This window comes from Pseudomonas fluorescens (assembly GCF_030344995.1).
In the GTDB taxonomy this organism is placed as follows: domain Bacteria; phylum Pseudomonadota; class Gammaproteobacteria; order Pseudomonadales; family Pseudomonadaceae; genus Aquipseudomonas; species Aquipseudomonas fluorescens_BF.
Map to the genome: position 1 here is coordinate 1,907,654 of NZ_CP128260.1, position 13,269 is coordinate 1,920,922.

The 13,269-nt window shown below is 58.8% G+C and carries 15 protein-coding genes; 6 read left to right on the forward strand and 9 right to left on the reverse strand.

Going from position 1 to position 13,269, the window contains the following annotated elements:
* Positions 1 to 58: 58 nt before the first annotated feature.
* Positions 59 to 1,648 carry a bacteriocin immunity protein gene (locus QR290_RS08655; RefSeq protein WP_289204722.1) on the forward strand — a complete coding sequence of 530 codons (1,590 nt, stop codon included), beginning with the start codon at positions 59 to 61 and terminating at the stop codon, positions 1,646 to 1,648.
* Here QR290_RS08655 and QR290_RS08660 read toward each other — a convergent pair.
* Positions 1,611 to 2,498, reverse strand: coding sequence for a LysR family transcriptional regulator (locus QR290_RS08660; protein WP_210711170.1), 888 nt, complete (start codon positions 2,496 to 2,498; stop codon positions 1,611 to 1,613). The two genes, QR290_RS08655 and QR290_RS08660, sit on opposite strands and share 38 nt — an antisense overlap.
* Positions 2,499 to 2,668: 170 nt before the next feature.
* On the opposite strand from QR290_RS08660, the gene QR290_RS08665 reads away from it, so the two are divergent.
* A complete protein-coding gene (locus QR290_RS08665) occupies positions 2,669 to 3,310 on the forward strand; it encodes a hydrolase (protein ID WP_115076932.1) in 642 nt (213 codons plus the stop codon).
* A gap of 65 nt (positions 3,311 to 3,375) precedes the next feature.
* Here the strand turns inward: QR290_RS08665 and QR290_RS08670 are convergent, their stop codons facing one another.
* Complete coding sequence (locus QR290_RS08670; RefSeq protein WP_115076933.1) at positions 3,376 to 4,674, reverse strand: mechanosensitive ion channel family protein; 1,299 nt, start codon at positions 4,672 to 4,674, stop codon at positions 3,376 to 3,378.
* A 191-nt stretch (positions 4,675 to 4,865) separates the two neighbouring features.
* Between QR290_RS08670 and QR290_RS08675 the strand changes: the two genes are divergently transcribed.
* Positions 4,866 to 6,206, forward strand: a complete 1,341-nt coding sequence (locus tag QR290_RS08675; RefSeq protein ID WP_115076934.1) for a DEAD/DEAH box helicase — start codon at positions 4,866 to 4,868, stop codon at positions 6,204 to 6,206.
* 63 nt (positions 6,207 to 6,269) lie between these two features.
* Here QR290_RS08675 and QR290_RS08680 read toward each other — a convergent pair whose 3' ends face one another.
* From QR290_RS08680 to QR290_RS08695, 4 genes are all read right to left on the reverse strand, one after another.
* Entirely contained in the window at positions 6,270 to 6,869 is a 600-nt protein-coding gene (locus QR290_RS08680) for a hypothetical protein (RefSeq protein ID WP_115076935.1), read from the reverse strand.
* Positions 6,870 to 6,881: 12 nt separating this feature from the next.
* The gene (locus QR290_RS08685; RefSeq protein ID WP_115076936.1) at positions 6,882 to 7,466 is read right to left on the reverse strand and encodes a papain-like cysteine protease family protein; all 585 of its coding nucleotides are present in this window, start codon (positions 7,464 to 7,466) and stop codon (positions 6,882 to 6,884) included.
* Between the two features lie 249 nt (positions 7,467 to 7,715).
* Positions 7,716 to 7,991: a hypothetical protein gene (locus tag QR290_RS08690; protein ID WP_115076937.1), complete on the reverse strand. Its 276-nt coding sequence runs from the start codon at positions 7,989 to 7,991 to the stop codon at positions 7,716 to 7,718.
* An 80-nt stretch (positions 7,992 to 8,071) separates the two neighbouring features.
* Positions 8,072 to 8,806, reverse strand: a complete 735-nt coding sequence (locus QR290_RS08695; protein ID WP_115076938.1) for a DUF899 domain-containing protein — start codon at positions 8,804 to 8,806, stop codon at positions 8,072 to 8,074.
* A 177-nt stretch (positions 8,807 to 8,983) separates the two neighbouring features.
* On the opposite strand from QR290_RS08695, the gene QR290_RS08700 reads away from it, so the two are divergent.
* A complete protein-coding gene (locus QR290_RS08700; protein WP_289204723.1) occupies positions 8,984 to 9,376 on the forward strand; it encodes a transcriptional regulator in 393 nt (130 codons plus the stop codon).
* A 124-nt stretch (positions 9,377 to 9,500) separates the two neighbouring features.
* Here the strand turns inward: QR290_RS08700 and QR290_RS08705 are convergent, their stop codons facing one another.
* The 3 genes from QR290_RS08705 to QR290_RS08715 all read right to left on the reverse strand — a co-directional run bounded on the left by QR290_RS08705 (position 9,501) and on the right by QR290_RS08715 (position 11,569).
* Complete coding sequence (locus QR290_RS08705; RefSeq protein ID WP_289204724.1) at positions 9,501 to 10,370, reverse strand: DUF6279 family lipoprotein; 870 nt, start codon at positions 10,368 to 10,370, stop codon at positions 9,501 to 9,503.
* A gap of 77 nt (positions 10,371 to 10,447) precedes the next feature.
* Positions 10,448 to 11,164, reverse strand: coding sequence for a TorF family putative porin (locus tag QR290_RS08710; protein ID WP_289204725.1), 717 nt, complete (start codon positions 11,162 to 11,164; stop codon positions 10,448 to 10,450).
* A 216-nt stretch (positions 11,165 to 11,380) separates the two neighbouring features.
* On the reverse strand, positions 11,381 to 11,569 hold the full coding sequence (locus QR290_RS08715) for a hypothetical protein (protein ID WP_016985943.1): 189 nt from the start codon (positions 11,567 to 11,569) through the stop codon (positions 11,381 to 11,383).
* Between the two features lie 351 nt (positions 11,570 to 11,920).
* On the opposite strand from QR290_RS08715, the gene QR290_RS08720 reads away from it, so the two are divergent.
* Together QR290_RS08720 and QR290_RS08725 are read left to right on the forward strand one after the other, a co-directional pair.
* Positions 11,921 to 12,757 carry a CvfB family protein gene (locus tag QR290_RS08720; RefSeq protein WP_289204726.1) on the forward strand — a complete coding sequence of 279 codons (837 nt, stop codon included), beginning with the start codon at positions 11,921 to 11,923 and terminating at the stop codon, positions 12,755 to 12,757.
* A gap of 45 nt (positions 12,758 to 12,802) precedes the next feature.
* The gene (locus QR290_RS08725; protein WP_115076943.1) at positions 12,803 to 13,192 is read left to right on the forward strand and encodes a DUF2177 family protein; all 390 of its coding nucleotides are present in this window, start codon (positions 12,803 to 12,805) and stop codon (positions 13,190 to 13,192) included.
* The last annotated feature ends 77 nt before the right edge of the window (positions 13,193 to 13,269 follow it).

Below are 13,269 nucleotides of genomic sequence, written 5' to 3' on the forward strand. Positions count from 1 at the left end.
GGACGTTCGCTTGAATGCCCTCCGGTGTCATGCGGACCTACAAGGAAGTTAAAAAACCATGAAACTCAAACCAACCCTCGGCGATTACACCGAGCCGGAGTTCCAGGCGCTGGTCGAGCGGATCTGGGCCGTCGATATGCCCAAAGCGGATCACGACCGATTGATCAATCATTTCGACCGGATTTCAGGCCATCCCAAAGGGGCCGATCTGTTGTTCTATCACCCCGAGGATGATCCGAATCCGAACTCCAGTGGCTCGGTCGTTTATTACGTCAAAGACTGGCACCGGAAACAGGGCCGCGTTGCGTTCAAGGGACAGGCCGCGTCCCCGGCGGTTGCGCCTGCGCAATGGCCGCCGGCGCCGATGGACCGGGCGCAGATCACCCGACAACGCATTGCCCAGACACAGGCTGAGGTGCAAAAGCTCATCGCCGATCTGGCAGTCTCCGAGCGCGACGCCCAAGCTGGGCTCGCGGATCTGCAACTGCGCATCAGCCATCTTCGTCAGCAACTGAGTACGCAAGCGCTCATTGCCCAACGAGAGCTGGATATCCGTGCGCTGGAAGGAAGCGAATTTGATTCCCGTCTTGCCATGCAACGCTTTCGATTCTGGCAATTGCACGTGCAACTCAAAAGAGACAACGCGCAGCGCGAAGTCACGTACGCAGGCGCTGAGCGAGGGCAATGGCAAAGCCTTGCGCAGCAGATCGGTTCCATTTACGACGGTTATGTGGCGAAGTTGAATCACCTCAATCCGCGTCTCAGGCAACTTCAAATGGAGGCCGAAGCGCTGTTGTCTACGGCGCAGACTCAACTTGTAGGGCTGCGCAATCAGCAGCAACTCGGGCCCGCGCAGGTCGGGGCTCAGATGTTTTCCCCTCTGGTTTTCGCCGATGCGCGTCCGGCCATCATCGTTGAAGGCGCACTGTCGCCACCGTTGGAAAACCATCGCGTTGATCTGCAAAAGGCGATTCGTTCGGCGGTGGCGGAGTTCACCTGGCAGATCACCTCCAGTGCTCCGACGCATCAAGGGCAGTATGCCGCTGTGCTGCAATTCGAGTTTCGCAGTCGCGCCGAGGTGGGCCGGTTTGGGGTTTGCGTTCCGCTGGCGGACCTTCTCCCGATTGAAGGGCTGGATTGGCACTACCTTGCGCAAACGCAGGGTGCGGTCGATATCCCGTTCAGAATGAACAGCGGTACCTGTTCCGTACCGCCCGGAACCTTGTCCCAGGGCATCAGGGAAATCGAAACTTTGCACCAGGTGGCCCTTTCACCGGTGAGTATGGGCGACTCGTCATCGGGTGTCAGAGTTCGCCCGGCCGTCTGGATTGAGGATACGCAAACCTACTTGTTCACGGCTGAAGGCGTTGCGCCGTTGTCTGTCAGTTGGTCTCCTTCAGGCGTAGACGAGAATTCCCCGAAACGGACAACGTTCGCCGATCATCGCTTGGGGTTCCTGCGCTCGGCAGCGGTGCCGTTGCTGGAAACGTTCACCGAGCCCTCAACCGTGGTTTTCGATGACTATGTCGTGGTGTTCCCTGCAGATTCTGGCCTGGAGCCTGTGTATGTCATGTTCAGAAATCCACTGGAGTTTGCCCAGGCAACCGGCACTACTCCGGCGCCAGTTGCCCCACCAGAAACTCGATAAACGCCCGGGTCTTCTGCGGTACCCGTCGCGCTGACGAGTACACCGCGTTGATGGTAATCGCCGGGGCTTGCCATTCGCACAGCACCGGCACCAGCCGCCCGGCCGCCAATGCTTCTTCGACGATGAAGTCCGGCAGCAGCGCAATGCCCATGCCGGCCTCGGCCGCTTGCGCCAGCAAGTCGCCGTTGTTGGCGTGCAACGGTCCGGTGACGTTGACGCGCTGGGTCTCCTTGCCATTGCACAGTTGCAGGCTGACCCCGCTCTGCAGATAGCCGTAGTTCAAACACTGATGTGAGCGCAGATCCTGCGGGGTCTGCGGCGTGCCCGCGCGTTCGAGATAAGCGGGGGAGGCGACCATGATTCGCGGCGCCGGTGCCAGTTGCCGGGCGATCATGGTCGAGTCGGGCAGGCTGGCGATGCGGATGGTCACGTCGAACCCGCCGCGCACTGGATCGACCTGCTGGTCGCTGAGTACCAGTTGCAACTCGATGTTCGGATGCTGCTCGTGGAACAGCGGGATCAGCTTGCCCAGCCGCCGCAGGCCGAACGACATCGGTGCGTTGACCCGCAACACCCCGCGCAATTCGCCCACCCCGTCCCGCGCCCGCTGTTCGGCCTCGTCCAGTGCCGCAATCACTTCCCGCGCCGCTTCGAAATACTCGGCGCCGGCTTCGGTCAGGTGCAGGCTGCGAGTGGTGCGTTGCAGCAGTTGTACGCCGATGGCTTCTTCCAGCGCCTGAATCTGTTTGCTGACTTTCGAGCGGGGCACGTCCATGGCCCGGGCAGCCGCCGCGAAGCCGTTTTCGCCGACCGTCACCACGAAGGCGCGCATGCATTCGATGCGATCCATGATTGTCCCTTTTTTAGAATCAATGATTCTCGATTTTAGGTAATTGTCCCTTTATCGGCTAGCCCCTAAAGTGACATCCAAGCCGAGACAACAACGCCGAAGACGGCAAAACGCCTCGACTCACCCAATACCCAATCGAAACTTTGAATCGACATCAAAAGGAACGCGCCATGTCTATCCGTGAACTGCTGAACCCAACCAACTCCGCCCTGATCCTGATCGACCACCAGCCACAAATGGCTTTCGGCGTGCAGTCGATCGACCGTCAGGCTTTGAAGAACAACACCGTCGGCCTGGCCAAGGCCGCCAAGATCTTCAACGTACCGACCATCTACACCTCGGTCGAAACCGAAAGTTTCAGTGGCTACATTTGGCCGGAACTGCTGGCGGTACACCCGGAGCAGAAGCCGATCGAGCGCACCTCGATGAACTCCTGGGAAGACAAGGCGCTGGTTGACGCGGTGAAGGCCACCGGGCGCAAGAAACTGATCATCGCCGCGTTGTGGACCGAGGTCTGCCTGACCTTCCCGGCCCTGGAAGCCCTGGCCGAAGGCTACGAGGTGTACATCGTCACCGACGCGTCCGGCGGCACCACCAAAGAAGCCCACGACATGTCGGTACAGCGGATGATTCAGGCCGGTGCAGTGCCGGTGACCTGGCAGCAAGTGCTGCTCGAATACCAGCGTGACTGGGCGCACAAAGACACTTATCAGGCGGTGATGGACCTGGTGCTGGAACACAGCGGCGCGTACGGCATGGGCGTTGATTACGCTTACACCATGGTGCACAAGGCACCGCAGCGTCAGGCCTGATAAATCGGCAGGACAAAAAAAGACGCAACTCAGGTTGCGTCTTTTTTGTTGCGCTCAAGAAAGCTCTACATCAGATGTTTTTCGGCTTGTGGAATGTGGCTCGCGCCAAGGACTGCCGGCAATATCCCGGAACGCAAATCCCCACCGCTCGGCTGCTGATACAGGCTCAAGCCAAACTCCGGCAGTACCGCCAGCAGGTAATCGAAGATATCCCCCTGAATCCGCTCGTAATCGGCCCATACCGTGGTGGTGGTAAAGCAGTAAATTTCCAGCGGAATGCCCTGGGCCGTGGTCTGCATCTGGCGAACCATACAGGTCATGTTCGGCTGGATCTCCGGGTGACTCTTCAAGTAAGCCAAGGCATAGGCGCGGAAGGTGCCGATGTTGGTCATGCGCCGGCGGTTGGCCGACATCGCCGCGACGTTGCCCTGCGCTTCATTCCAGGCCTTGAGCTCGGCTTTCTTGCGGCCCATGTACGCGGTCAGCAGGTGTACCTGGGAGAGTTTTTCTTCTTCATCGTCGCGGATGAACCGCACACCGCTGGCGTCGATGAACAGGCTGCGCTTGATCCGTCGCCCGCCGGATTGCTGCATGCCGCGCCAGTTTCTGAACGACTCGGACATCAGGCGCCAGGTCGGGATCGAGACGATGGTCTTGTCGAAGTTCTGCACCTTGACCGTGTGCAGGGTGATGTCGACCACATCGCCATCGGCGCCGACTTGCGGCATTTCGATCCAGTCGCCGACCCGCAGCATATCGTTGCTGGTCAGTTGCACGCTGGCGACGAACGACAGCAGGGTGTCCTTGTAGACCAACAGGATCACCGCCGACATCGCACCCAGACCTGACAGCAGCAACAGCGGCGAACGGTCGATCAGGGTGGCGACGATGATGATCGCGCCGAACACGTACAGAACCATTTTTGCCAGTTGCACATAACCCTTGATCGAGCGGGTGCGGGCGTGTTCGGTGCGGGCGTAGATGTCCAGCAGGGCATTGAGCAGGGCGCTGACCGAGAGCAGCAGGAACAGAATGGTGAACGCCAGCGCCACATTGCCTAGGAACACCATGGCGGTCTTGCTCAGTTCCGGCACCAGGTGCAGGCCGAACTGGATCACCAGCGACGGCGTCATCTGCGCCAGACGCTGAAACACCTTGTTATGCCGAAAGTCGTTGATCCAGTGCAGCGCGGGCTGGCGACCGAGCATGCGGCTGGCATGCAGGATCAGGTAGCGCGCCACTCGTCCGAGGACCAGCGCGATCACCAGCAGCAATATCAAAGCCAGGCCGGCGTGCAGGAGCGGGTGCTGTTCGAGGGCACCCCAGAGGTCTTGGGCGTTGAGCCAGAGCTGTTTGAAATCCATGAGAGAGACGATTCTTCTGTAAGACGCGACGGGCGATTAGAGCATTTAAGACGCTGTGTATTACCGTTGAAGACAAATCGAGCAACAAAAAAGCCACTGATTACGGCGTATTTCATAAAGAAACTCGGCCTGAGCGCTCGAAACCGGTAACCTATGCAGCTGATTTTTTGCATATCTTCGAGGTAGCACCCGTGTTTTCCCAATTCGCCCTGCACGAACGCCTGCTCAAAGCCGTGGCCGAGCTGAAATTTGTCGAGCCAACGCCTGTGCAAGCCGCGGCCATTCCGCTGGCGCTTCAGGGGCGTGACCTGCGGGTGACGGCGCAAACCGGTAGCGGCAAGACCGCCGCTTTCGTCCTGCCGATCCTCAACCGCCTGATCGGCCCGGCCAAGATCCGCGTCAGCATCAAGACCCTGATCCTGCTGCCGACCCGCGAGCTGGCCCAGCAGACCCTGAAGGAAGTCGAGCGCTTTTCGCAGTTCACTTTCATCAAGTCCGGCCTGATCACCGGTGGTGAAGACTTCAAGGTCCAGGCCGCCATGCTGCGCAAGGTGCCGGACATCCTGATCGGTACGCCGGGCCGGATGATCGAGCAACTGAACGCCGGCAACCTCGACCTGAAAGAAGTCGAAGTGCTGGTGCTCGACGAAGCCGACCGCATGCTCGACATGGGTTTTGCCGAAGACGTGCAGCGTCTGGTCGACGAATGCCCGAACCGTCAGCAGACCATGCTGTTTTCCGCCACCACCGGCGGTTCCGGCCTGCGCGAGATGATCGCCAAGGTGCTGAACAACCCTGAGCACCTGCAGCTCAACGCGGTCAGCCAGCTGAACGACACCACCCGTCAGCAGATCATCACCGCCGACCACAACCAGCACAAAGAACAGATTGTGAACTGGCTGCTGGCCAACGAGACCTACCAGAAGGCCATCGTCTTCACCAACACCCGGGCCATGGCCGACCGCATCTACGGTCGCCTCGTCGCTCAGGAATACAAAGCGTTCGTGCTGCACGGCGAGAAAGACCAGAAGGATCGCAAACTGGCGATCGACCGTCTGAAGCAGGGCGGCGTGAAGATCCTGGTGGCCACCGACGTGGCGGCCCGTGGTCTGGACGTTGATGGCCTGGATCTGGTGATCAACTTCGACATGCCACGCAGCGGCGACGAATACGTACACCGCATCGGTCGTACCGGCCGTGCCGGCAACGACGGTCTGGCGATCTCGCTGATCTGCCACGGCGACTGGAACCTGATGTCGAGCATCGAGCGCTACCTGAAGCAGAGCTTCGAGCGCCGCACCATCAAGGAAGTCAAAGGCACCTACGGCGGACCGAAAAAGGTCAAGGCCTCGGGCAAGGCCGTCGGCGTGAAGAAGAAAAAGACCGACGCCAAGGGCGACAAGAAGAAAACCGCCGCCAAGACCCCGACCAAGCGCAAGAGCGCCAACCGTCCGAAGCCGGATTCTCTGGTGAGCAGCGACGGCATGGCCCCGCTGAAACGCCGCAAGCCGGCAGCGCCAGCGGCTGAATAAGTCGTTTCAGGCAGGCAAAGAAAAACCCGGGCATGGTCCGGGTTTTTTTATTGCCAGCATTTATCAGCTGCCCAGCAGGCCAGTGGTGTCGGCATCAAATCGCCGCTTCGCCTGATCGGCTGCCGGTTTGAGCTGAGCGAGCAGGGCGGCCTCGCTGTACAGCCCGTTCAGTGCCAGCTCTTTTGGCGTTGGCTCGATCGGGATCAGTACGTCTTCACCCGCCGCATGCAGCCAGATCGCCACGAGGTGCAGCGCCGACACAAACAGCATCCGCAGCTCAACGGTTTTGCCCTTCAGTTGCGGCGATTGCTCTGCCAGTTTCAGCGCATCGACCGTGGCGGCCGCCAGGTTGCCGTGGTTCAACGAGGCGAACTCGACGTGACCGCGTACTTCGGCCAATTGCGCGTCGGCAATCGACACACCGCCGGAAAACACCAGGTAATGCCAGTCACCCACGCGGGCGTTTTTCAGGCCTTTGCCCTGGCTCAGGTCGTCCAGACTGAGCGAGTAGCCGCGATAGGCCTCGCTGAGGCTGATCCCGGCAGGCGCAGCACTGGCGAATTGGCGATTGACGCCGAAACCCTGAGTCTGCAACGCGGCCTGCAGGGCCGGACGCAAGGTCTGTACGCCGTTGGAAGGCGCCTTTGGATAAGTCAGTTGCATGATGTCGCCCTCCTAGTTTTTCGCCGTGAAGTAAGTGTGGGTCCAGTTGCCGCCACCGTTGTAGGAACCGGGGAAGGAACTCAGCGCACGGGTCGAATAGCCGTAGATCGAATCCGCGACCAGCACGTAATTGCCGTTGGTGCCGTAGATCGCCAGAAAGTGCGCACCGCCGCCGTACCACGCGCAGCGCAGGCCGATCGGGCGACCCATGTTGATCTGGGTCTGGATGGCCGACATCTGCAGCGAACCCGAATTCATGCCGTTGAAACTGCGAGTGATCTTCAGCGCTACGTCCAGATAGCCGTACACGTTGCACGGCCCCGGTTGATTGCAGCAGTTGCGATCCAGCGCGGCGCTGGCAACGGCGCATTGGGTCCAGGACCCGGTGCCGTAATAATTGCCGACCGAGGCGGAAGCGGCGGCCCAGCACCAGTTGGTCTGGGTCTGTTGCTGCATGGTGAAGTTCAGGCTGGCGGCGGCCAGTGCGCGCTGTTGAACAGCCGCTTCGACCTCGACCAGTTGCGGGTCGAGCAGATGGCCGATCAGACATTCGGGCAGGGTATTGCCGGTGAATGCCGTTGTTTCAGTGATTAACATTTTTCAATCCTCCATGAATGAAAACAAACGTTCCGCGTTTGCGGGATAACGGTATTGCCGAGCGATCGGTGTTCAAGGGTTGCCATCTCCGATGGCCGGTTCCGATCAGGCTCGGGGTAACCCTAGGTGTGAATATGCATTTGTGCAAATAATAAAATGCACTAATGCAAATTTACGGGCAAAAGGAAGCAGGCTTTGGTATCGATTTAGCCTGATCGATGCCAAAGCCTGCCGTTGTCTGAGCGGGTGTTATCCCTCGGTTTTCTTCTCGGCCGAACCCAGCTCTTTCAAGCGCTGATCGATCAACTGGCATTTGTCCGGCAGATCGGCGGAGGCCGTGCCCAAGTCCATTTTCTGCAACTCGGCGTTGATTTCCTTGGCCTTGGTCGGGTTTTGCTCGGTGATCTTCGCGACTTCCTGGGCCAGTTGCTCGCGTTTGGCGGTGGCTTCTTCCGGCGTACAGGCCCAGACGGGCAGGGCGCAGGCGAGCGTGGCGGCGAGGGTGAGCTTGAGCAGGATCTTCATGGGGGCAGGCCTCAGTTCCGGTTAAGGCGGGTTAACCGGTTGAGGGCTGTCACCCGTGAAAAGTTCAGTGTGTTTGGGGCTCAGTCTCCATGGCAGCAACCGGATTTTACGGCGCCGTCGTAGCGGTCATGGTGCCGCACCCATTCCATGATCTCGTCCTCGTTCCGACCCTTGGGCGTGAGGTCGAGGTAGTTGTAGGCACCGACCAGCAGGTCGAGGCCGCGGGCATAGGTCGAGTAGGTGTGGAAAATCTCGCCGTTGTCGGCGCGATAAAACACACTCAGACCGGGCATTTCTTCCTCGGCGCTGTCGGTCTTTTCGTAGTTGTACGTAGCCTTGCCTGCTTCGACATCCTCAGCGCGAGCACACACGCCAAAGTCGTAGTTGAAATCGCAACCAGCCGACGAAACCCAGTCGAACGTCCAGCCCATCCGCCGCTTAAAGGCCTGGAACTCGGCGAACGGTGCGTGGGACACCGCTACCAGCGTGATGTCGTGATGGGCCAAGTGCAGGTTGGCGCCGTCGATGTGGTCGCTGAGGAATGAACAGCCCGGGCAGCCTTCCTCCCAGCCCTTGGCGAACATGAAGTGGTAAACGACGAGTTGGCTGTGTTTGCCGAACAGATCGGCGAGTTTCAATTCGCCGTTCGGCCCCATGAAGCGGTAATCCTCGTCGACCTTCACCCAGGGCAGGGCGCGGCGTTTGGCGCTGAGGCGGTCGCGCTCCCTGGTGAAGGCCTTTTCGTCGGCCAGATGCTGCTTGCGGGCGGCGAGCCATTCTTCGCGCGACACCACCGGATGATTCTCAACGTTCATGATGATTTCTCCTGCGGGGGTTGAAGCCGTCTGTCTCAGACTAGTCGTTCAACCACCCGGGAAATCGACAGACCGCCGGTCGGTCGGGGCGCCGAATAATCCTGAACGGTGGCGCAGTGCTCCGGTCACAACCTGTGAACGCGCCAAAAAATAACGCGCACCGGAGGTTGAATCAGGATGACGACTTATAACTGGGATTTGATTGAACGCCTGCTGCATGAAGTGCAGAACGGCGCGGGCCACAGCTTTGCGCCACGGTCTTTTGCCGAAGACTATGCGGCGGAGAAAGCGGCGGCGGGCCAGCCGATCGAGAATCTGGATCACCTGAAAACGCTGGCCTGCGACTATGAGCAACTGCTGTTGTTGCGCGGTTACATACAGCCCCGTGGCGATGACGAAGGCAGCACCGGCAACAACTTCAGCCTGACCCCGCGTGGCTCCAGCCTGTTGAGCCTGATCGACAGCAGCATTCCCGGCAATGATCATCCGCGTGAAGTGCTGGATGATCAGGAAGATGCGCTGGATGAGGCGACGTTTGATCACGTGGCATCCAAAGCGCAGATCGCCTGAGGCTTTGCACAAAACACATGTGGGAGCGAGCCTGCTCGCGAAAACGGCTTGGCAGTCAAATATAGGTTGGCTGACAAATCGCTATCGCGAGCGGGCTCGCTCCCACATGGTTTTTTCGGTGGCCTCAGCTTTTTTGCGCTGCCTTCAGGCACTTCAAATCATTGAAGTCCTTGCGCACCCCCTCGATCTTTTTCAAAAGGCGCTGACGCTGCTGCGGCGTGCTGTCGGCCATCAGATCCACGAACAGTGAACGGGCCTGTGCCTCGGTATTGGCGTAGGCCTTTTGATAATCCGCTGTCCATAAACGCTCGCGATTGACCAGAAGCGTCTCGATCCGCTGTGGGAATTCAGGACTTTTGCGTTGCGCTACCGCAGCGCTGAACTGTTTCTGCCAATGGGCGCGGTTGGCGATCCATTGGGTGTTCTGATCGCCCAAAGCGGTCGACCAGGCCATCACGCGTTGCTCTTGAGCAGGACTCAACGGGCCGAGCCAGTCGTTGAGACGCTTGTCCATGCGCGCACCGCGCTCGGCAATCTGCTGCGACAGCGGCGGTTTGAGGTATTCCTGCTGACGCTTTTGCAGGTCCTTGGCGAAGGCGTCGTTCATTTCAGCAACTTGCCGATCATCCAGCCCTTGCAGCAATTCAATCGCCGACGGGGTGATTTCCCGGGCGGTTTCGGCGATCGCCTGCTTGGCTTCTGCGGTGCGGGCCAGGAGTGCGGCGTCGGTGACCTGATTGGTCTCGACCATGGTTTGCAGGCGATCGAGCCAGTCGAGATAACCCGGCAACTGCGTGGTGCAGTGCCAGCTCAGGTGTTCCTTGAGGCGTTCGTTGAACCAGCCTTTCTGCTCGCCGTTCATGTCCAGGTAGTCGCTGAGCGTCCACGGAATGATCACGTCGAGATTGCGGTAGGCCAGACCGACACGGCTGCAGGCACCGAGGGCGAGGGTCAGGATCAGTAGAACGGCGAGGCGTTTGAACCAGCTAGACATGGGCGAATCCTTGCGAAAGCCAGCCTTAGGGGTCTGATTCTCATGTGAACGCAGGATGGACCCGGCAGTTCAGCCAATCAATAGAACGGGCGTTCGGCCTTGAGCGTGACCAGCCCGTCGCACTGACTGTTATGCCCGGAATAGGCCGAACAATCGCTGCCGCTGAGGCTTGAATTGCTGTAGATCAGGTCGAGGTCGATGCCCATGAACGGCCGGGAAAATTTTACCGACCAATCGGTAAAACTGCTGACATAACCTCCGTCCACCGAGACCGGCGTGTCGAGCTGATGAGTGGTGTATTTCATGCTGATCCCGATGCCGAACGGCTGATTGCCGCCCAGGTCGGCAAACAGGGTGTTGTTCTGTTTGTCCGGATCGTTGCTCAGGGCGATGCCGATCCGGCTACCGAGCAGGGTCAGGCCACCGAACAGTTCCTGGCTGTCGAGGGTGTCGACTTTGGGATAGCTGTAATGGATCATCCCGACTTCATAGCCGAGAGTCTGATCGAAAGGTTGTTTAAAACCGACATAGGAATCGATTTCGAGATTCTTCCCCGGCGTGAGGCCCATGCTCGGTGCGTACTGGCCGACATACAGGCCGCTGTCGTGGCTCAGGTCCAGGCCACCGTGAAACGAGCCAACCGCCGAAGGTTTGACCAGCCCCTGTGCCATGCTGCGGCTGGGCGTGGTGCCGAGCTTGAGGTCGAAATCGCCGAGTTCGCGCTGGAAAATCTGCGCGTGCGCCGCCGGGCTCGCCAGAAGGCCTACAAGCAATAAACAGGATGATTTGAGCATGCGTCACTCCTTGAGCAGCGAGCGCAGGCCGGATAAACCTGCTGAAACGCTTGATCCAGACGCGTGCAAGGATACCGGCGAATGATCGGCATCGAAGGCCGTTCGTCGATTTCTGCAGTTTTGAATGTTTGATTAAACGTAAGAGAGGTCTTGCGAGGGATCCGGTCCAGACGCTTCGAAGCTCAAAGCGCCTTTGGACAGGTGTGCTGCGGGGTGTTACTTCTTGCCCAGGCTGATCTGCTTGGACGGGCCGAACGTCTGGCCGCTGACGCCCTTGGCAATTTGCTGGATCTCGCCGCCGGACTTGAGGAATGCCGCGATCTGATCGTTGATCGATTCGCTGGTTTCAACGGCTGGAGCTGGCTTTGCTTTGCTGGTGGATGCTTTTACACGCATGGCGGCCATTAACCTGTAGAAAAGTAACTCGGCCAGGCATCGTACAGGAATAACTTGACAATTGCTTGGTAAATATCCCCCGGAATAACCCAGCGTGCGGGTGGATTATTCTCGATTAATTATTCGAAATATCCCGCTAACCTGCTGTTTTAAATAACAACATTTATTCGATTGGAGGATGCCTGGCTGCGTCGGGATCAGGCTAAAGCCGTCACGTTGGCCTGACGAGTGGCGCGCGTGCGGCGCGAAATCCAGGAAAATCAAGGGCTCCCACAGATTTTCACTCGGCGGTCCGATCTGACGACCGCCGAACCCGGCAAAACCGGGTAGAATGCCGCCCACGCAATGAGGGTATTGGAAATGGCTTTAGTCGGGCGTTACAACAGTTTGCAAGTGGTTAAACACACTAACTTCGGTTTATATCTGGACGGCGGTGCCGACGGCGAAATTCTTTTGCCCAACCGTTATATCCCTAAAGATATTCCCAGCGAAGATGAAGACTGGCTCAATGTTTTCATTTATCTGGACAGCGATGACAAACTTATTGCCACCACTGAAAAACCAAAAGTTCAGGTCGGTGAATTTGCCAGTTTGAAAGTTGTTGAAGTCAACAGCATCGGCGTGTTCCTCGACTGGGGCCTGCCGAAGGATCTGCTGCTGCCTTACTCCGAAGAAAAACGCCAGATGACCGCCGGCGAGTACTGCGTGGTGCATGTCTACCTCGACAAGCACACCCGCCGCATCACCGCGACCGCGCGCCTGGATCGTTATCTGGACAAGACCCCGGCCAACTACAGCGCGGGCCAGGAAGTTGATCTGCTGGTCGCCGAAGCCACCGACATGGGCTTCAAGGCGATCATCAACAACAAGCACTGGGGTTTGATTCACAAGAACGAAATCTTCAAGTTCATGCGTTCCGGCATGCGCGAGAAAGGCTTCATCAAGGAAGTGCGCGCCGATGGCAAGATCAGCCTGAGCCTGCAACCGGTGGGGCAGGAAGCGGCCAGCAGCCTGAGTTCGAAGATTCTCGCCAAATTGCGCGAAAGCAACGGCACTCTGGCCGTCAGCGACAAGAGCGATCCGGCGCTGATCAGCAGTCTGTTCGGTGTCAGCAAGGGCAACTTCAAGAAGGCCATCGGTTCGTTGTACAAGAACGGCCAGATCGTCATTCACGCCGATCGCATTGAACTAACCTGAGTCTCCCGTGGCCCATGTTGCATGGGCTCACTCGAGGTCGGGCAGATGAAAAAAGCACTGATTGCCTACGTCGCCACGTTGCTGGCGTTTCTTCTGCTCGACGGGCTCTGGCTCGGTGTGTTGATGGCGCCGACCTATCGCGAACTGCTCGGTTCGCTGATGCTCGAAAAACCGTTGCTGGTGCCAGCAGCGGTTTTTTATTGCCTGTACGTTTTTGGCTGCGTGGTGTTCGTGGTGTTGCCGTCGCTGACCTGGCAACGCGCCGCCCGGATGGGCGCGCTGCTCGGGCTGGTGGCTTATGGCACCTATGACCTGACCAACTGGGCGACATTGCGCGGCTGGTCGGCGCAGGTGTCCCTGATGGATTGGGCCTGGGGGACATTTGCCACTGCGCTGGCCTGCACGGTCGGGTTCTGGGCTGCTCGCCGAAGTTGACGGTGTGCATGACGCAGCAGAGCAACTCCATGTCTTTGCCGGGCGGCAATTTCTGTCCGACTGGTTGATAATCCCTG